General features: G+C 64.2%; 17 protein-coding genes. 12 read left to right on the top strand and 5 right to left on the bottom strand.

The genetic code is table 11. The features are described from left to right. Positions 1-2,418: a GcvT family protein gene (locus tag ACW8PS_RS03725; RefSeq protein WP_491525929.1), complete on the bottom strand. Its 2,418-nt coding sequence runs from the start codon at positions 2,416-2,418 to the stop codon at positions 1-3. Between the two features lie 178 nt (positions 2,419-2,596). Here ACW8PS_RS03725 and ACW8PS_RS03720 point away from each other — a divergent pair, with 178 nt between their 5' ends. Next, positions 2,597-3,592: a LacI family DNA-binding transcriptional regulator gene (locus ACW8PS_RS03720; RefSeq protein ID WP_491525928.1), complete on the top strand. Its 996-nt coding sequence runs from the start codon at positions 2,597-2,599 to the stop codon at positions 3,590-3,592. 17 nt (positions 3,593-3,609) lie between these two features. Here the strand turns inward: ACW8PS_RS03720 and ACW8PS_RS03715 are convergent, their stop codons facing one another. After that, positions 3,610-4,767, bottom strand: coding sequence for a Gfo/Idh/MocA family protein (locus tag ACW8PS_RS03715; RefSeq protein WP_491525927.1), 1,158 nt, complete (start codon positions 4,765-4,767; stop codon positions 3,610-3,612). Between the two features lie 58 nt (positions 4,768-4,825). After that, the gene (locus tag ACW8PS_RS03710) at positions 4,826-5,935 is read right to left on the bottom strand and encodes a Gfo/Idh/MocA family protein (protein WP_491525926.1); all 1,110 of its coding nucleotides are present in this window, start codon (positions 5,933-5,935) and stop codon (positions 4,826-4,828) included. A gap of 99 nt (positions 5,936-6,034) precedes the next feature. Here ACW8PS_RS03710 and iolC point away from each other — a divergent pair, with 99 nt between their 5' ends. The 4 genes from iolC to ACW8PS_RS03690 are packed head-to-tail and all read left to right on the top strand — an operon-like array spanning position 6,035 to position 9,432. Next, positions 6,035-7,012, top strand: a complete 978-nt coding sequence (gene iolC, locus ACW8PS_RS03705; RefSeq protein WP_491525925.1) for a 5-dehydro-2-deoxygluconokinase — start codon at positions 6,035-6,037, stop codon at positions 7,010-7,012. Between the two features lie 9 nt (positions 7,013-7,021). Then, on the top strand, positions 7,022-7,864 hold the full coding sequence (locus ACW8PS_RS03700) for a 5-deoxy-glucuronate isomerase (protein ID WP_491525924.1): 843 nt from the start codon (positions 7,022-7,024) through the stop codon (positions 7,862-7,864). Further along, positions 7,861-8,685, top strand: a complete 825-nt coding sequence (locus ACW8PS_RS03695) for a class II fructose-bisphosphate aldolase (protein WP_491525923.1) — start codon at positions 7,861-7,863, stop codon at positions 8,683-8,685. The genes ACW8PS_RS03700 and ACW8PS_RS03695 overlap by 4 nt, the downstream gene beginning before the upstream one ends. A 57-nt stretch (positions 8,686-8,742) precedes the next feature. Beyond that, positions 8,743-9,432 (top strand): DUF1045 domain-containing protein, encoded by a 690-nt coding sequence (locus ACW8PS_RS03690; protein ID WP_491525922.1) that lies wholly within the window; start codon positions 8,743-8,745, stop codon positions 9,430-9,432. A gap of 6 nt (positions 9,433-9,438) precedes the next feature. Here ACW8PS_RS03690 and ACW8PS_RS03685 read toward each other — a convergent pair whose 3' ends face one another. Beyond that, complete coding sequence (locus ACW8PS_RS03685; RefSeq protein WP_491525921.1) at positions 9,439-10,284, bottom strand: EamA family transporter; 846 nt, start codon at positions 10,282-10,284, stop codon at positions 9,439-9,441. A 299-nt stretch (positions 10,285-10,583) separates the two neighbouring features. On the opposite strand from ACW8PS_RS03685, the gene ACW8PS_RS03680 reads away from it, so the two are divergent. The 7 genes from ACW8PS_RS03680 (at position 10,584) to glcF (ending at position 18,109) form a co-directional block, all read left to right on the top strand. Further along, entirely contained in the window at positions 10,584-11,504 is a 921-nt protein-coding gene (locus ACW8PS_RS03680; protein WP_491525920.1) for a branched-chain amino acid ABC transporter permease, read from the top strand. Then, complete coding sequence (locus ACW8PS_RS03675; protein WP_491525919.1) at positions 11,504-12,487, top strand: branched-chain amino acid ABC transporter permease; 984 nt, start codon at positions 11,504-11,506, stop codon at positions 12,485-12,487. Before ACW8PS_RS03680 ends, ACW8PS_RS03675 begins: the two co-directional genes overlap by 1 nt. Continuing rightward, positions 12,480-13,235, top strand: coding sequence for an ABC transporter ATP-binding protein (locus ACW8PS_RS03670; RefSeq protein WP_491525918.1), 756 nt, complete (start codon positions 12,480-12,482; stop codon positions 13,233-13,235). The genes ACW8PS_RS03675 and ACW8PS_RS03670 overlap by 8 nt, the downstream gene beginning before the upstream one ends. After that, positions 13,232-13,921, top strand: a complete 690-nt coding sequence (locus ACW8PS_RS03665; RefSeq protein WP_491525917.1) for an ABC transporter ATP-binding protein — start codon at positions 13,232-13,234, stop codon at positions 13,919-13,921. Before ACW8PS_RS03670 ends, ACW8PS_RS03665 begins: the two co-directional genes overlap by 4 nt. Positions 13,922-14,052: 131 nt before the next feature. Continuing rightward, positions 14,053-15,489, top strand: a complete 1,437-nt coding sequence (locus ACW8PS_RS03660; protein ID WP_491525941.1) for an FAD-linked oxidase C-terminal domain-containing protein — start codon at positions 14,053-14,055, stop codon at positions 15,487-15,489. Between the two features lie 163 nt (positions 15,490-15,652). After that, the gene (glcE, locus tag ACW8PS_RS03655) at positions 15,653-16,807 is read left to right on the top strand and encodes a glycolate oxidase subunit GlcE (RefSeq protein ID WP_491525916.1); all 1,155 of its coding nucleotides are present in this window, start codon (positions 15,653-15,655) and stop codon (positions 16,805-16,807) included. Between the two features lie 3 nt (positions 16,808-16,810). After that, positions 16,811-18,109 (top strand): glycolate oxidase subunit GlcF, encoded by a 1,299-nt coding sequence (gene glcF / locus ACW8PS_RS03650; RefSeq protein ID WP_491525915.1) that lies wholly within the window; start codon positions 16,811-16,813, stop codon positions 18,107-18,109. A gap of 101 nt (positions 18,110-18,210) precedes the next feature. Here the strand turns inward: glcF and gnd are convergent, their stop codons facing one another. Continuing rightward, positions 18,211-19,611, bottom strand: coding sequence for an NADP-dependent phosphogluconate dehydrogenase (gnd, locus tag ACW8PS_RS03645; protein WP_491525914.1), 1,401 nt, complete (start codon positions 19,609-19,611; stop codon positions 18,211-18,213). Positions 19,612-19,796: the final 185 nt, after the last annotated feature.

Raw genomic sequence — 19,796 nt, 5'->3', positions numbered from 1 at the left:
TCATGATTTCAGCCGTTCATTGGTGGGATCATAAAGCGGCCCCTGAACCCGTGTCACGCCATGGCGCCGGCCAAATGCCTCGACCTCAAACGCGGTCTCATCCCATATCGGGCGCGCCAGATAGCCATACATGATCATCCGGCCGACGCTATGGCCATAGGCCTGCGAGGTCACCAGCGAAACAACCGCACCATCTTTCAGCAATGTCTCACCGCCAAAAAGCGGCAGCTTTTCCTGCGTCACGAAAGTGCAGAGCCTGCGCGCCGCACCTTCCGCCTTTTGCCGCGCCAGAACCTCGCGGCCCAGAAAATCACCGCCCGATTTCAGATGCACACGCCCCCCCAGCCCGGCCTCAACCGGCGTATAATCGGGGGACATATCGCCGGACCAATAGAGATAACCCTTTTCCATCCGCAAACTGTCAATCGCGCGGTAGCCGACATTGCGAATGCCCTGCGCCTGCCCCGCCGCCATCAGCAGATCATAAACATGAGGCGTGAACTCGGTGGGGATATGCAGCTCCCAGCCCAATTCGCCGACAAACCCGATCCGCACCGCGCGCAGCGGGGCCGCGCCAATGGCGATCTCGCGCATGGTGGCAAAGGGGAAGGCGGCGTTGCAGACATCCTCTTCCGCCACCGCCGCCAGCACATCGCGCGCCAGCGGACCGCAGAGATTGATCACCGCCCGGGCCGAGGTGACCTCGATCAGATGCACCGAGCCATCCCTTGGCATATGCCGCCGGATCCAATCCGCGTCATGGCCCCCGAACCCGGCCCCGGTGACGATATAGAAATGATCCCGCGCCAGCCTTGTGATGGTCAGGTCGGCCTCGATGCCGCCCGCCTCATTGCACATCTGCGCATAGATGACGGCCCCTGCGGGCCGATCCATATTGCAAGTTGTCAGGCGTTGCAGAAGGTCCAGAGCGCCCGGCCCGATGATCTCGAACTTGGCGAAACTGCTCTGGTCGATCAGCGCCACACCGGTTCGCACGGCCCGGTGTTCTTCGGCCGCGAAAGCGTGCCAGCCGGGGTCGAGAAAGCCGAGCTGATCGACCGGATCCACCCCATCTGGCGCAAACCACAAGGGCCGCTCCCAGCCATTCTTGGACCCGTAAACCGCGCCCTGATCCTTCAGCGTCTGATACAAAGGTGACCGGCGCAATCCCCGCACCGTCTCGGCCTCCTGCCCCGGATAGCGCAGTTTGTAATGATGCGCGTAATGCTCCACCGCGCGCGGATACATGAAGGCATTTGTGCCGTGATGCGGCCCGAAGCGGCGAATATCGAGCGCCCACAGATCCAGCGACGGGCGGCCCTCCATCACCCATTCGGCGATCATCTCACCGGCACCACCACCGGCGGCAATGCCATAAAGAAAGCCTGTCGCCAGCATCAGATTGTCGTGCCCCGGGGCCCATCCCATCACGAAATCACCATCGGCCGAATAGGGGATCGGCCCGTTGATCACCTGCCGGATACCGACCTGGTTCAGCACCGGCGTGATTTCGGCGGCCAGTTCCGCCAGCGGCCCGAAACGATCCAGATCATCGGGCAGCAACTGGCGCACGAATGTGCCGGGAATGCCACGCTCGCCAAAGGGGCGCGTGGCCGCCTCATAGCCGCCCACCACCATGCGCCCGCCCGCATCGGGCTTGTAATAGACCAGCCGTTCGGGATCGCGCAGTTGCGGCAGGTCGCGCACCAGTTCGGGCTCGGGCCACGGCTCGGTCACGATATACTGATGTTCGAGCGCGCAGGCCGGAATGCGCAGGCCCAGCTTCGCGCCCAATTCGCGGCTCCACATGCCCGCCGCCAGAATGACAACATCCGCGTCCCATCGCCCTTGCGAGGTCTCGACCCCGATGATCCGGTCATCCCTCAAAACGAAATCCAGCACTTCAACACCTTGCCTGATATCAACCCCGTGCAGCCGCGCCCCGGCGGCCACCGCTTGACACAGGCCCGCCGGATCGACATGGCCATCGGAGGGGATGAACGCCGCGCCCTCGATTTTGCTGGCGTCGATAAAGGGGAACAGATCCCTGGCCTCGGAGGCGCTCACCATCGCCATCTCCAGACCAAAGCTTTGCGCCATCGTGGTCAGGCGCTGCGCCTCCAGCATCCGGTCGGGCGTCGCCGCCAACCGCAGCGATCCGACCTTCTTCCAGTCGAAACTCATGCCGGTTTCGGCCTCCAACCGGTCATACATGTGGACGGATCGTTGCAGCATCCTTGTGGTGTTGCGCGACGATCTGAGCTGCCCGACCAGCCCCGCCGCGTGCCAGGTGGCCCCTTCGGTCAGCCCGGCGCGTTCCAGCAAGACAACATCCCGCGCGCCGTTCTTTGCCAGATGATAGGCGATTGAACAGCCAATGATGCCGCCGCCGATAATCAGATATTTGCACGCATGCATCGCCCGCACCTCCGCCCCCCCCTCGTTTCGTCAAGCCTGCCCGCATAACCAACATTAGACAACGTGTTTTGTTGTTTTATGTGGGTATTTGCCGCCATGGCGAAACTGCAACCGGTTGCACGCCCCCCCGCCACAAAGCTAACCTGCGCCGTGCAGGAAACCGGAAAAGGCAGGGGCCATGGCCGTCACATTGCGCGAAGTGGCTGAACGGGCGGGGGTCTCGCGCTCGGCCGTGTCGCGCACATTCACCCCCGGTGCCTCGGTCTCGCCCAAGACCCGCGCCAAGGTGGAAACGGCGGCGCTGGCGCTTGGCTACAGTCCCAATGCGCTGGCTTCAAGCCTGACCACAGGGCGCACCAAACTGATCGGGCTGGTCTCAGACAATTTCCAGAACCCGATCTTTCTGGAAGTGTTCGACCGTTTCACCCGCGCGCTTCAGGATCGTGGGCTGCGGCCGCTTCTGGTCAATCTTTCGGGCCAGACCGACCCGGCCAATTCGGTGCGCATGTTGCGGCAATATTCGGTCGATGGCGTCATCGTCGCCTCATCGACCCTGCCGCCCAGTTTCGCGCAAGCGTTTCACGATGCGGGCCTTCGGGTGGTCCATTCCTTTGGCCGCGCCACCGACCGGCCCAAAACCCATATCATTGGCATCGACAATGTCGAATGCGGGCGAATGGCGGCGCGCGCGCTGCTGGCGCGGGGTTACAGATCATTGGGGTTTCTGGGCGGCCCAAGCACGGCCACGTCAACCCAGGACCGGCTGGCCGGGTTTGTCGAGGAAATCGCCGCTCCTGCAACCTTGACCCACAGCTTTGCCGAAGCCTACAGCTTTGCCGCCGGGCGGGCCGAGATGCAGCGCCTGCTGAGCCGCCCGCCCCATGCCGAAGCCTATTTCTGCGGCGATGACGTGCTGTCCATCGGTGCGCTCAGCGCAATCCGCGATCACGGGCTGCGCGTGCCCGAGGATATCGGGCTGATCGGCCTCAATGACATGGAAATGGCGGGCTGGGAAAATATCAACCTGACCACGATCCGCCAACCCATCGCCCGGATCATCTCGGCCTCGGTCGATCTGGTGGTGGCGATGCTGGATGACCCCGACATCGCCCCGCAAACGCGCCTGTTCGATTGCGAGGTGATCAACCGGGCGACGCTGCGCCACCCCCAATAGGCGCGACGCAGGCCGGATCAGCGAAACATCGGTGGCCGCGCATCGACCCAGGCCCCATCCGCCTGACCGCTTTTTGCCACCGCAAACACCGCCGCCATGGATCGCACGCCATCCTCGGCGCGGGGGTAGAGATCGGCCGCCGGGTCACTATCGCGGCCTTCTTTGCGGGCACGAATGGCCTCGGCCAGATCGCTGTAGATATTGGCAAATGCCAGCGGCATGCCTTCGGCATGGCCAATGGTCACGCGGCTGGTGCGGTCGGCCTCGGGGCTCAGCCCGGCTTCGCCGCGTTCAATCACCTGCGACCGCCCGCCCAGAGGCATCCAGAAAAGCTGATTGGGGTGCTCCTGGCTCCAGCGCAGCCCGCCCTTTTCGCCAAATACCTGCAGGCTCAGCCCATGCTGGCGCCCGATCGCAACCGACGAGGTCCAGAGCCGCCCGACCGCGCCGCCGTCAAAGCGCAGATTGACCATGGCGTCATCCTCCAGTTGCCGGGCGGCAATGCAGGCGACCGTATCGGCCGACAGGCGCGTGGCCTGCTGCCCGATGACAAAACTGGCCATGTGCAGCGCATGGATGCCGCAATCGGCAAATTGCGCCGACACCCCCGCCTGCGCCGGATCATACCGCCAGCGCACCCGCGGGTTGTCGGCATCGGCCGCATCGGCGTGGTGGCCATGGGCAAATTCCGCCTTCACCAGACGAATCTCCCCCAGATCGCCGCGCGCCACCATCGCGCGCATATGGCGCACCAGCGAATAGCCGGAATAGCCGTAATTGACGGCGCAGATCTGCCCGGTTTCACGGGCAAGGCGCACAATCTCCTCGCCTTCTTCGACCGTCATGGTCATGGGTTTTTCGCATAGCACATGAAAGCCGGCCTCCAGATAGGCGCGGGTAATCTCGAAATGGGTGGCATTGGGGGTCGCGACCGTGACCAGGTCAACCCGATCCTCGCGGGTGCGTTCACCCTCCAGCATCTCCTGCCAGCTGCCATAGGCACGGGACGGGTCCAGCCCAAGCCGCCGGCCATAATCGCGACCCGCCTCGGGCCGATGATCGAGCGCGCCCGCAACGAATGCGAAATCGCCATCCAGCCCGGCCCCAAGCCGATGCGCCGGGCCGATCTGGCTGCCCTCCCCGCCGCCGATCATGCCCCAGTTCAGTTTCGTCATGTGCTGTCTCCGGTATCTGCACAGGGTGTGCACAGCCTGTGCACGGAATGTGTATGCCTCAAAACCCGATCGAGGCGCAGTCGATCCAGGCCTGGTCAGCCGATGATTGCAGCGCGGCGGCAATCACCTGCTGCACGTCCAGGCCATCGCGAAATGTCGGCCAGACGGCGGTGCCGCTGTCAATCGCGTGCAGGAAATCGCGGGCCTCGATGATGATCTGATCCTGATAGCCGGTGCCATGTCCGGGCCCCTGACAAAAGGGCAGGTAATCGGGATGCGCCGGGCCGGTCAGGATCTTGGCAAAGCCGCGCTCGGCCTCGGGCCCTTCGGACAGATACAGCCACAGCGCGTTCTGATCCTCCTGATCGAACCGGATGGCCCCTTTCGTGCCGGTGATTTCATAGGCATAGCCCATCTTGCGGCCGGTCGCGATGCGGCTGAAATACATATGCCCCATGGCCCCATTGGCAAAACGGCACATCATCTGGGCGTGGTCGTCATTGGTCACCGCGCCGCCGGGGCGCGTGGCATGCACGGTCTCGACCTCGGCCATCACCCGGTCAATCGGGCCCATCAGCGCCAGCCCGGCATTGATCATATGCGGGGCCAGATCGCCCATGGTGCCATTGGCCATGCCGGTGCTGCGCCAGGTTGCCGGGGCGTTCGGATCGGCGAAGAAATCCTCGGTGTGTTCGCCGCGAAACCAGGTCACATCGCCGATGCGCCCCTCGGCGATCAGCTGGCGCGCATATTGGCTGGCCGGGGTGCGGATGTAATTATAGCCCACCATATTGGCGCAGCCGCTGGCTTCTGCCGCGACCACCATGGCCCGGGCCTCGGTCAGATCAGCCCCCATGGGTTTTTCGCAAAACACCGGCTTGCCAAGCGAAAACGCCAATTCGGCAATCGCGCGATGGGTGTTCGGCGGGGTCGCAATGATAATGGCCTCAACGCGTGGGTCGCGCACCAGCGCCTGCCAGTCACCGGTGGCACGGGCAAAGCCGAACGCGGCGCGGTAGCGTTGCGCGCTGGCCTCGGTCGAGGCGCAGACCATCTCCAGGCGCGGACGCAGGGCGGTATCAAAGACAGCCCCGACGCTGGCCATGGCAACGGCATGGGCCTTTCCCATATAGCCACCACCCAGAATTCCGACACCAATCTCGGCCATTGCAGCGCTCCCGCCAAAACATGTTTGCAACCGGTTGCAAAATCTCTATCCTGCGTCTGTGAAAAGCGCAAGAACCCATGCGCGCGAAAGGACTGTAAAATGTTGATGGCCGGCATTGCCAAACGAAATTTTCTGGTCATCGGCCGGGTCGGCATGGATCTGTCGCCCGAACCCGTCGGCACGCCGACCGCCACGGCCCGAACCATGAGCGTCGGCATGGGCGGCAGCAGTGCCAATATCGCGGTCGGGCTGGTCAAGCTTGGCTGTCAGGCCGCGCTGGTCACTTGCGTCTCGGATGACGCGATTGGCTGGTATTGCCTGGATCAGCTCGATCACTACAAGGTCGACCGCACCCATGTGCGCAAGATCACCGGCGAGCCGCGCACTTCGCTGGCCATATATGAGAACCGCGTCGCGGATCACCAGAGCGTCATCTATCGCAACAATGCCGCCGATTTCCAGATGGATATGCGCGATGTCGAGGCGCTGGATTACGGCAGCTATGGCGCGCTGATCACGGCGGGCACGGTTTTTGCGGCCGAACCGTCGCGCGCGGCGACGTTCCGTGCCTTCGATCTGGCCCGCGCCGCCGGTCTGCCGATCATCTTCGATGTCGATTACCGCCCCTATTCCTGGCCCTCGCCCGAAATTGCCGCCGATGTGCTGTCGCGCGCCGGTGCCATGGCCGATGTGATCGTCGGCAATGATGAGGAGTTCGGCTTTATGGCAGGCGGCATCGACAAGGGCCTTGCCAAGGCCCGCGATCTGGCCGCGACCAGCGCCGCTATCGTGGTCTATAAGAAAGGCCCCGAGGGGGCCGTGACATTCGCAGATGGCAAGCAGATCGTCACCGGCATCTACCCGGTCGAAGCGATCAAACCCACCGGCGCGGGCGACAGTTTCATGGCCGGATTTCTGGCCAGCCTGTCGCAAGGCCACCCGATGCGCGAGGCGATATTGCGCGGCTCGGCCTGTGCCTCGATCGTGGTGGCGCGCCCCGGTTGCGCCCGCGCCATGCCCGTCGCCACCGAACTTGATGATTTCCTGGCCAGCCATCCCGGCCCGTCAGCGCCATAGGGTCAAGCCATGCACATCCCCCCCTTTGACAACCGGAACCGGCCCATCGTCGATATGGGCGACACAATGGTGCCACTGAATTATTTCAACATCGTCAAACTGAAACAGGGCCAGGTGTTTGAATATCAGGTGCCCGGCTATGAAACCTGCGTGGTGCCGGCCACCGGCTCGGTCGATCTGGAGGTCGAGGGCGTGGATTTCCGCGATCTTGGCCATCGCGGCGAAGATGTCTGGGATGGCGACCCCGAAGGGGCCTATATGCCGGTCGGGGCCAAGGTTCGCATGACCTGCGTGTCAAAGGAAACCGAGACCTTCATCGCAGGCGCGCGCCATGACAAGGTGCTGGACCCCTTTGACGTCCGCGCGCCTGACATGGACCTTGTGCAATATGGCTCGGACCACACCAGGACGCATCGCAAGATCAAGCATATTCTGGGCCGGAAACAGCAGGGCAAGGTGGGCCGGTTGCTGGTCAGCGAGCTGTTTACCGTGGGCCGGGGCGGTTGGTCGGGCTTTCCCAGCCACAAACATGACACCGACCGCCTGCCCCATGAAACCCGGCATGACGAAACCTATAATTTCCGCTTCAAACCCGATCACGGATCCGGCCTGCAAATGCTGCAACGCGTCGATAATGAACCGGGTGACGCCTATCATATCGTCAATGGCTCCACGATCTGCATCAATAACGGGTATCACCCCTGCGCGGTGCTGCCGGGCTATGAGATGTATTATTTCACCATTCTGGGCGGCCTGACGCAAAGGTCGCTTGTGCAGTATTTCCAGCCCACCCATGCCCATCAGATCGAGACGATTCCCGGCATCAAGGACATGATCGCGAGATTCAAATGACGCTTGCCACATTATCCGATGTCCTGCGCCCGGCGCTGTCGGGGGGCTATGCGGTGGCCGGTCTGGTGACGCATGGATGGGAGGACATGCGCGCCTATCTGGCCGCAGCCGAGGCCGAAGGCTGCCCGGTGATCCTGCAAGCCGGGCCGTCATGCCGGGCACATACACCGCTGCCGGTTCTGGGTGCGATGTTTCGGCATCTGGCGGAAACGGCAGAGGTTCCGGTGGTGGCGCATCTTGATCACGGCTATCGCGCCGATGAGTGTCGCCAAGCGCTGGATTGCGGCTTTACCTCGGTCATGTTTGACGGCTCGCAGCTTGATCTGGAGCAAAATATCGCGCAAACCGCGAAGATCGTGGAAATGGCTCATGCGGTCGGGGCGTCCTGCGAAGGCGAGATCGGGTTTGTCGGCTATGCAGGGGGCGCGGCCTCGGCCGGGACCGACCCCATTGAAGCCGCCCGTTTTGCAACCGAAACCGGCGTCGATGCGATGGCCATTTCGGTCGGAAACATGCATCTGCAACAAGATCAGGCAGGCGGGCTGAATGAGGCCCGCATTCGGGCAATCGAGGCGGTCACATCCGTGCCATTGGTCATTCATGGCGGATCAGGCGTGCCCGCGGCGCTGCGCCAGCGCCTGTCACGCGGCTCCAACATCTGCAAATTCAACATCGGAACCGAGCTGCGCATGGCCTTCGGGGCCGCGTTGCGCGACGCGCTGGCGCGCGACCCCGACCGGTTCGACCGGCTGGAGATCATGGATGACCTGCACGCGCCGCTGATGGCCGCCACCCGCCGGGTTCTGCAATCACTGCGGTGATCGGATTGGCAAACCGGGTCTGCTCTGCCATCCATTGCCCCGGACGGAAACGGGGGAATGATGCGCGATTGGCACCGATATGCGGTTTTTGCGGTGCCGCATGGCCGGTTCTACGAGGCCGGTACCACCTGGTTGGGCTGGGACAGCCTGGCCGGTATGGCGCGCGTGCAACCCCCGCTGCCGGGCCTGCCTTTGCCCGCCGCAGAACTGACGGCACGACCCCGAAAATACGGGTTTCACGGCACGCTGATGGCACCCTTTCATCTGATGGCCGGCGAAGATCTGACATCATTGCAAGCCGCCGTTTCAGATCTGGCGGCAAAAGCGGCCCCGGTCAGCATTGCCGATCTGCGGCTGACCAGCCTGGGCCGGTTTCTGGCCTTTGCCCCGGCACCCGATGCGCCTCTGACGGCCCTTGCCGCGCATGTCGTGACCGGGCTGGAGCCGCTGCGCGCCGCGCTAACGGCCTCTGAGCTTGCAAAACGCCAGTCCCCCCACCTCACCCCTCGACAGCAGGCGCTGCTTGCGCGCTATGGCTACCCCTATGTTCTGGATCAGTTCCGGTTCCATCTCACCCTGACCGGGCCGCTGCCGGATACGGCGCGTGATGGCGTGGCCCGGTGCCTGCGCGCCCATTTCGCACCCGTCCTGCCGCAGCCCTTGCGCATCGACGATCTGGCCCTGATGGGGCAGGACGCGGATGGGCGCTTTCATCTGCTGCAACGGTTCCCGCTCGGGGCCGCCTGACGGCAGTCAGCCGCGATAGATCCGCAAAAGCGCCGCGCCGCTGAGCGTCATCATGGTGGCGGCAACCTTGGCCAGGTTCAAAGGTTCCCGGAACAGGCCCACACCGATGAAAAGCGCGAAGATTATGCTGGTCTCGCGCAAGGCCGTGACCAGGGCGATGGGGGCTTGCGTAAAGGCATACATCACCAGCGCATAGGCTATGAACGACGCCCCGCCGCCCACAAGAAGCGACCGCCGCAAAGCCAGCGCCGCGGGCAGCAGGCATGGGCGCACCACACCGATCACGCCGGCAAACACCGCCGCATTGATCAACGCGTGCCAGGCGTAAAACCCAAGCGCCGTGCCCGCCACCCGCGCGCCAAGCCCATCGACAATGGAATAGGCGGCGATGAAGGCGCCGGTGACCAGCGCCAGCACCGCCGCCTTGCCCTGAAACACGCCGTCAGACCGGCGCACCAGCGCGATCGAGCCGATCCCCAGAGCGATCAGCAGGATACCCGCCAATTGCGGCGACGTGAATTCCTCGCCCAGAACAAGGATCGAAACGGCCGCCACAATCAACGGCGATGACCCGCGCGCAATGGGGTAGACCTGGCTCAGATCGCCGATCCGGTAGGCCGCGATCAAAAACACCTGATACCCGAAATGCAGCGCCACCCCGCCCGCAAGATAGGGCAGCGATGCGAGGTCGGGGAACGGCACGAAAGGCAACAGCAACAGCCCCGTCGCCCCCTGCCCGATCACCACCGCCGTCATTGCCGCCGCCTTGTCGGCACCGCCCTTGACCAGCGCATTCCAGAACGCATGCAGGCAGGCGGCAGCCAGCACCATGAGAAAGACCGCGCCGCTCACATCAAGGGTCCGGGGTGCAGGGGCATCGGGCGGGCGGCTCCGGTTCGGGGCTGGCAATGTCCAACCCTTACCCGAGCTTGCGCGCCGGGGCCAGCCGGGCCGGTCCTGCCCGCCGATATCCGGCCCCGGCCCTGCCCAGATGATCGCCGCGCGCCGGCCCATGACAGCGTCCGGGAAACGCGCAACGAAACCATGAAAATGTTGCGCTTTTTCTGCCTGCCCGGTTGATCTTATGCCCCGAACCCCGCAGGGTCGCGGGCGCAGGAAATTGACACGAACCAGCCCGGGCAGGCCTTACCATGACCGCGATCCTTCTGATCGAACAGATCCTGAACGGCCTGCAATTCGGCGTGATGCTGTTTTTGATGGCCGCCGGGCTGACGCTGATCTTTGGCGTCATGGGGGTGATCAACCTGGCGCATGGCTCGCTGTTCATGATCGGCGCTTTCGCGGCGGCGGCCACGGCGGCGGCAACCGGGTCTTACGTGCTGGCGCTGATGGCAAGCCTGACGGCCGCGGCCATTGCGGGCGTGCTGGTCGAAACCCTGATCATCCGCAGGCTTTACAGCCGCAACCATCTGGATCAGGTGCTGGCCACTTTCGCGCTGATCCTGATCTTTTCCGAGGGCACCCGGTTCCTGTTCGGCTCCTTCCCGCTCTATCTCGATACGCCCGATCTGCTGTCGGGCCCGATCACCTTGCCCGGCGGCATCCGATACCCGATCTACCGCCTGTTCATCATCGCCATGGGGCTGACCATCGCCGCCGGCCTGTTCTGGTTCATCGCCCGCACCCGGGTTGGCATCCAGATCCGCGCCGGCGAGGTCGATCGCGAGATGATCGGGGCATTGGGGGTCGATATCTCGCGGCTCTACACGGCCGTGTTTGCCCTTGGCGCGGCGCTGGCCGGTCTGGCCGGGGCGCTGATCGGGGCCATCCAGTCGGTCGAGGTCGGCATGGGAGAGCCGGTTCTGATCCTGGCTTTCGTGGTCATCGTCATCGGCGGTATCGGGTCGATCAGGGGGGCCCTGATCGGGGCGCTTCTGGTCGGGCTGACCGACACGCTTGGCCGGGTTTTCCTGCCGCAGCTTTTCGGGCTGATCATGGATGCCTCATCGGCCACCACGGTCGGCGCGTCGCTGGCCTCGATGACAATCTATGTCCTGATGGCGGCGGTGTTGATCTTCCGGCCCTCGGGCCTGTTCGGCAGGGCCACCTGATGCGCCGCGAAACCCTTCTGAACGGTGCCATCCTGCTGGCCTTTATCGCCGTGCCGCTCTGGGCCTGGGTGGCCAATGAGCCGTTCATCATCACATTGACCACCCGCGCCGCCATTCTGGCGCTGGCCGGGGTCGGGCTGAATGTGGCGCTTGGGCTTGGCGGGCTGGTCAGCTTCGGCCATGCCGCGTTTTTCGGGATCGGCGGCTATGCCATGGGCGTGCTGGCCTTTCACGCGCAGAATTACCTGCCCCTGATCGAGGCCCCGTTCCTGATCGAGGGCACCAAATCCATGCCGGTGATCTGGCTGGTGGCGATCCTGGTCTCGGCCCTGGCGGCCGTTCTGATCGGGGCGCTCAGCCTGCGCACCTCGGGCGTCTATTTCATCATGATCACGCTGGCCTTTGGGCAGATGCTGTATTTCTTCATGATCAGCTGGCCCGCCTATGGCGGCGATGACGGGTTGTCGATCTATATCCGCAACGGCTTTCCCGGCCTCAACACGCTGGATCCGATCCAGTTCTACGGCATCGCTTTCGGGTTGCTGCTGGCGGCGCTGTGGCTGGTGGCCCGGATCCAGAACTCGGGTTTCGGCCTGGCCCTTGCCAGCGCCCGGCAAAACCCGATCCGCGTCACCGCCGTGGGCATCCGGCCGCGGCACCTGCATCTGGTGGCCTTCACGCTATCGGGCGCGATCACCGGGTTGTCCGGCGCGCTTTTTGCCGATCTCAACCGTTTTGTCAGCCCGACAATGTTCAGTTGGCAGACCTCGGGCGAGATCATGGTGTTTGTCATTATCGGCGGGGTCGGGCGGCTTTTTGGCCCGGTCCTGGGGGCGGCCGTGTTCATCACGATGGAATACTGGCTGGATGGCATTTCCGACTATTGGCATATCTATCTGGGCGCGATCCTGCTTGGCATGGTGCTGTTTGCGCGCGGCGGGCTGATCGGGCTGATTGCGGGGCGCGAGGTGGCGCATGACTGAACCGGTGCTGCGCATTCAGGGGATCAGCAAGGCCTTTGGCGCATTGATTGCCAATGAGGATGTCAGCCTGGATCTGCGGGCCGGTGAAATCCACGCCCTGATCGGCCCGAACGGGGCCGGGAAATCGACCCTCATTCAGGTCATCAGCGGCGCTTTGGCCCCCGATGCCGGGCGCATTCACCTGTTGGGTCGTGATATCAGCGGCATGGATATGGCCGCGCGGGCGCGGGCGGGGCTGGCGCGCACCTTCCAGATCTCGGCCCTGGCGATGGACCATAGCGTGCTGCAAAACGCTGTTCTGGGCGCGCTTGGGGCATCGGGCCGCGCCTTTCGGTTCTTTGCGCCGGTGATGACCGATAAGGCGCTGCTGGAGGTCGCCCGCGATGCGCTGGCAGAGGTCGGGCTGGCAGATCTCGCCACAGCCCGCACCGCCGATCTCAGCCATGGCCAGCGCCGCCAGCTCGAGGTCGCCGTGGCCCTGACGCTTGCCCCGCGCGCCTTTTTGATGGACGAACCGATGGCCGGGCTCGGGCTGGAAGGCTCGCACCGGATGACCGGGTTTCTGGACAGGTTGCGCCACCGCGCCCCGATCTTGCTGGTCGAACATGACATGGATGCGGTCTTTGCCCTGGCGGACCGGATCTCGGTGCTGGTCTATGGCCGCATCATCGCCACCGGCACGCCCGATGAAATCCGCCATAACCCGGAGGTGCGCCGCGCCTATCTGGGCGATGAGGCCACGCCATGAGCCTGCTGGAGCTGCGCAATATCAGCGCCTTTTACGGGCCGTCACAGGCGCTGTTCGATGTCAGCCTGACCCTGGGGGCGGGCGAGGTTCTGGCGCTGATGGGGCGCAACGGCATGGGCAAATCCACCACCGTCAAGGTGATCTGCCGCTTGCTGCCCTATCGCAGCGGCACCCTGCAACTGGATGGCCAGGACATGGCCCGCATCCCCGCCCACAAGGCGGCGCGAATGGGTCTGGGGCTGGTGCCGGAAGGGCGGCGCTGTTTCGGCCCGCTGACGGTGCGCGAAAACCTGATCGCGGCGGCCCGCAAGGGGCATTGGGATCTCACCACCGTCACCGCGCTTTTCCCCCGGCTTGGTGAACGATCAGGGCAGATCGCGGCCTCGCTTTCGGGCGGCGAACAGCAGATGCTGGCCATCGGTCGCGCCCTGATGACCAATCCGCGCCTTTTGATCCTGGATGAGGCGACCGAGGGCCTCGCCCCCGTCGTGCGGCACGAGATCTGGGCCGCCATCGCCCGGCTGAAACGCGATACCGGGCTGGCCATTCTGGTGGTCGACAAATCGCTGTCGGAACTGGCCCGGGTGGCCGATCGTGGCGTGATCCTGGAAAAAGGCATCTCGGTCTGGGACGGCAGGTTCGACGCGCTGACCCCCGAGATCACCGACCGCTACCTGGGGGTTTGACGGCTCAAACACCAAAATGGGCATTTTTGGTTAGATAATATTACCAATATGGGATATTCATGGGCCAAGGAGCGCCGTTTGCGGGGAATCATCCGCATGCGCCGCAACGACAGGAGACCACCATGTCCACCATTGCCATGCCCAAACCTGCCGAAGCCATTCTCAACCGAAAACCCGAAATCGTCGCCGCATTGGAGGCCGCGATCGGCAAACAAGATGTGATCTCGGACCCGATGGAAACCCGCGCCTATGAATGCGACGCGCTGGTGGCCTATCGCTGCGCGCCGCTGGCCGCCGTGCTGCCGCGCACAACCCAAGACGTGGCCGCCGTGATGAAGGTCTGCCACGATATGGGCGTGCCGGTGGTGCCGCGCGGGGCGGGCACATCGCTGGCCGGGGGCGCGCTGCCCACCGCCGACAGCATCATCCTGGGCACCGCGCGGCTGCGCGATGTGCTGGAGCTGGATTATGACAACCGCTTCATCCGGGTGCAGACCGGGGTGACCAACCTGTCGGTCTCTGACCATGTCGATGGCGACGGGTTCTTCTACGCGCCCGACCCGTCCAGCCAACTGGCCTGCGCCATCGCGGGCAATATCGCGATGAATTCGGGCGGCGCGCATTGTCTGAAATATGGCGTCACCACAAACAATCTGCTCGGGCTGCGCATGGTGATGGCCGATGGTGAGATCGTCGAACTTGGCGGCCCCCAGATGGATGCGCCGGGCCTCGATATTCTGGGCATCATCTGCGGATCGGAAGGCCAGCTTGGCGTGGTGACCGAGGCCACCCTGCGCATCCTGCCCAAACCCGAAGGCGCGCGGCCGGTCCTGATCGGCTATGACGATGCCGAGGTGGCCGGGCAATGCGTTGCCGATATCATCAAATCGGGCGTTCTGCCGGTGGCCATCGAATATATGGACCGGCCCTGCATCGAGGTGGTGGAAAGCTTTGCCAAAGCCGGATACCCGATCTGCGAGGCGCTGCTGATTGTCGAGGTTGAAGGCTCCGAGGCCGAGATCGCCGACCAGTTGGACAAGATCACCACCATCGCCAATGCGCTCGATCCGGTCGAGCTGCGCGTGAGCCGATCGGCCGAAGAAAGTGCCGCGATCTGGAAGGGCCGCAAATCGGCCTTTGGCGCGATGGGCCAGATCAATGATTATCTCTGCCTCGATGGCACGGTGCCGGTTTCGGCCCTGCCGCAGACGCTGAAAACCATCGGCGATCTGTCGCGCAGCTATGGGCTGAAAGTGGCCAATGTGTTCCATGCCGGCGATGGCAACATGCACCCGCTGATTCTGTTTGATGCCAATGCTCCGGGCGATCTGGAACGCGCCGAAGCGCTTGGGGCCGAGATCCTGCGCGCCTGCGTCGCGGTCGGCGGCTGCCTGACCGGCGAACATGGCGTCGGCATCGAGAAACGCGATCTGATGTTTGATCAGTTCAGCCCTGCCGATCTGGAAATGCAGATGCAGGTGAAGGATGTCTTTGATCCGAAATGGGGCCTGAACCCGGCAAAGGTGTTTCCGCTTGAGGCCAGCGAAAGCCGCCGGTCGCCGCGTTGAAGCAATAAGATGAACAGCATGGCGCGGGGCATTTCGGCAGGCTGCAAGATTTGGTTGGACAGAATATGAGCACGCATTCCTTGAGGCAGTTTCAGAGTAAATCCCTGGGTTTACCGATCATCTTCAAATCGGTTTCGATGCCGACTGAAACGGAGGGCTGCCCATGACCGCCGCCCTGACCCCCACGACCGAAGCCGAACTGGCCGAGGCCGTGGCATCGGCCGCAGCCAGCGCCACCCGCCTGCGCATCACCGGCGGCACCACCCGCGCAGCCCTTGGCCAGGCGATCGAGACCGACGCCACCCTGTCGACCACCGGCCTTGCAGGCATCGAGCTTTATGAACCCGGATCGCTCAACATGGTCGTGCGCGCGGGCACCCCGCTTGCGCAGGTGACAGCCGCGCTCGAGGCTGAAAACCAGCAGCTTGCATTTGAACCGATGGACCACCGCGCGCTGTTGGGCTCGACCGGCACGCCGACAGTGGGCGGCATGGTCGCCGCCGCCGTCTCCGGCCCGCGCCGCTCCCTTGTCGGGGCCTGCCGTGACCATCTGCTTGGCGTGCGCTTCGTGAATGGCCGCGGTGAGGTGCTGAAAAACGGCGGCCGGGTGATGAAGAATGTCACCGGTCTGGATCTGGCCAAGCTGATGTGCGGCGCGTACGGCACCCTGGGCGTGTTGACCGAGCTGTCCCTGAAAACCCTGCCCCGGGCCGAAACCGCCCGCACGCTGGCCTTTGAAAACCTGACTGTCGCACAGGCCACGGCGCTTTTCTGCACCGCCCTCGGCACACCCTATGAAATCTCCGGCGCGGCCTTTACCGGTGGCACCGCCTATCTGCGGCTGGAAGGGTTCGAGATTCAGGTCAACAACCGCTCCACCCGATTGCAATCCCTGTTCGCAACCCATGAAAGCACGGTGATCGACGGCGCGGCGCATCAGGCGCTCTGGCTGGATATCCGCGATGTGAAGGCCTTGTCAGGGCGCGCCGGCAGCCTCTGGCGGCTCTCCGTCAAACCCACCGATGCCGCCCGGATCGTGAGCCATCTGCAGAGCACGCTTCAGGCCGAGGCCGCCCTGGATTGGGGCGGTGGACTGATCTGGCTGGCCGTGCCGGAATTCCACCCCGACCCCGCTACACGGATCCGCGACACGCTGGCCGAATATGGTGGCCACGCCACGCTGGTCAAGGGCGATACAACCCTGCGCCGCGACGCGCCGGTGTTCCAGCCGCTGGCCCCGGCACTGGCCAAAATCACCGCCGGGTTGCGCGAAAAATTCGACCCTGAAAACATCCTCAACCCCGGGCTGATGGGCTAAGACATGCAAACCACCTTCACCGATGAGCAATTGCAAGACGCCGGCACCGCACGCGCCAATGAGATCCTTCGCTCCTGCGTGCATTGCGGGTTCTGCACCGCCACCTGCCCCACCTATCTGCTGTTGGGCGACGAGCTTGACAGCCCGCGCGGCCGGATCTACCTGATCAAGGACATGCTGGAAAACGAGCGCGTGCCGGACGCCAAAACCGTCACCCATATCGACCGTTGCCTCAGCTGCCTGGCCTGCATGACCACCTGCCCCTCGGGGGTGCATTACATGCATCTGGTCGATCACGCCCGCAGCTATATCGAAACCCATTACAAACGCCCCCTGATGGACCGCCTGCTGCGCTGGACGCTGGCGCGCATCCTGCCCTATCCCTACCGGTTTCGCGCCGCGCTGGCCGGGGCCAAACTGGCCCGACCCTTCGCCCGCCTGATGCCCGACCCGCGCCTGCGCGCGATGCTGGAAATGGCCCCCAGATCCATCCCGCCGGTCAGCCGCAATGACGATGCGCAAGTATTTCCCGCCATTGGCGCGCGCCGCAAACGGGTGGCCCTGATGACGGGCTGCGCGCAAAAGGCGCTCAATACCGATATCAACGACGCCACCATCCGCATCCTGCGCCGCCATGGCTGCGAGGTCGTGGTCGCAAAAGGGGCCGGCTGCTGCGGGGCGCTGACGCATCACATGGGCAAGACCGGCGAAAGCCACGCCACGGCGGCAAAAAACATCCGCGCCTGGACGGCTGAACTGGATGGCGAGGGGCTCGACGCCATTGTCATCAACACCTCCGGCTGCGGCACCACGGTGAAGGATTACGGCCATATGTTCCGTGAAGATCCGCTTGGCCCCGACGCCGCCCGCATCTCGGCCATCTCGAAAGACATCACCGAATTGCTGGCAGAGCTCGACATCACGCCAACCGGCACGGCCCCGGCCCTGCGCGTCGCCTATCACGCCGCCTGTTCGCTGCAACACGGCCAGAAAATCACCTCGCAGCCGAAGGATCTGCTGAAACGCGCCGGCTTCACCGTGATAGAGCCGCGCGACGCGCATCTGTGCTGTGGCTCGGCGGGCACCTATAACCTGTTGCAACCCGAGATTTCAGGCCAGTTGAAGACCCGCAAGGTCGACATGATCGAGGCCACCGATCCACAGGTCATCTCGGCCGGCAATATCGGCTGCATGATCCAGATCGGATCCGGCACGGCCCTGCCGATGGTGCATACGGTCGAACTGCTCGATTGGGCCACTGGCGGGCCGAAACCACCGGCGCTGGTCGCGGCAGAAACCTGACCCCCATCTTCTTCTTTGTCCAGCGCCATGGGGCCGCGCATAAGTGACACATGTGTCACTTAAAAATGACGGATGTGTCATTTACAGCGCGTCGCGCCCCGTCAGCCGGCGGCCCAAGGCCCGTGCTGATCGCTGCGGCCATCATCGCGCCGGACGAACCCGTGCAGCCCGAAGAAATCGCGCTGGCCCTGGATCATGTTGGCAGTGCCGCGCGCGGTGCGCATGGTGTCGAAAAAACCCAGGCCCGCGGCAAGGGCGGGCACCGCGATGCCATGGCGGACAGCAATGGCGACAAGCCGGCGCAGGGGGCTGTGGGTCCGGGCCAGGAGACCCGCAAAAAACGGCGCGAAGATCAGATCCTGCCCGGGATGATCGGCCAGCGCCGCGGCCATGTCATCCAGCATCGCGGATCGGATGATGCAGCCGGCGCGCCAGACCTTTGCGACCTCGGGCAATGGCAGATCCCAGCCAAATTCCCGCGATGCCGCTGCCAGCATGGCGAAGCCTTGCGAATAGCACAGCAGCTTGCCGCAGATCAGCGCCGCCTCCAGCAATTCATCGGGCAGCGCTTCGGGGTCGATCGGCCTGGGGCCGGCGCCAAACAGCGCCTCACCGGCCTGCCGCTCGGCGCGCCGGGCCGACATGTTGCGCGCGGCAATCGCGGCCTCGATCACCGGGATCGGCGCGCCCAGATGCTGCGCCTCGATCGCGGTCCAGCGCCCGGTGCCTTTCTGGCCCGCCGCATCGACGATCACATCGAGCAGCGGCGCGCCGGTGACAGGGTCCGTCGTCGCGGCAATCTGCCCGGATATCTGCACCAGATAGGAGGAAAGCGGCCCGCCATTCCAGCGCGTGAACAGCGCCCCGATATCGGCCGCCGACCGGCCCAGCCCGTCGCGCATCAGCCCGTAGATTTCGGCGATCATCTGCATATCGGCATATTCGATACCGTTATGGACCGTCTTGACGAAATGGCCCGCCCCTTCGGGGCCGAACAGCGTGGCGCAGGGGGTGCCTTTGTAATCGGCGGCGATGGCGGTCAGGATCGGGGCCACGCGGGCCCAATGGGCCGGGTCTCCGCCACCCATGATCGAGGGGCCGTGGCGGGCACCATCTTCGCCGCCCGAAACACCGATGCCAAGGAATGCGCCGGGGGCGGCCATGCGACGGGCCGTGTCCCGGAAATTGGCATTGCCGGCATCGATGATCAGATCCTGACCGTCCAGCAGCGGGCGCAGCGCCGCGATCATCTGATCGACCGGATCGCCCGCAGGCACCATCAGGATAATGGCGCGGGGGGATTTCAGGGCGCCGACGAGGCTTTCAAGGCTGTGGGCCGGGGTGATTTTCGCCGCCAGATCGCCAGCACCGGATTTGAAATCATCGGTCACGCCATTGCTGCGGTTCCAGACCGCGATGCCAAAGCCTTTTTCGGCGATGTTGAGCGCCAGCGCCGAGCCCATCGTGCCCAGACCCACCAGCCCGATATCGCAATCTGCCATCTCTGCCTCCTGTATTGGGTTGCCCAGCTATAGCGCGCGACAGGCGCGGCGGCGATGGGCGGGCGGCGGCTTTAAAGCACGTCTCGAAATAAAGCACGTCTCGAAATAGAGCGCGTCGCGCCAAATCGAATTCACCGGCCGACCCGAACGCATTCGATTGCGCGAAGGCTGCCTCGGTCCGGGTG

The organism is Alterinioella sp., from assembly GCF_058343375.1.
Note: the sequence above shows the minus strand (reverse complement) of the source record. Positions and strands in the feature narration are given on the sequence as shown.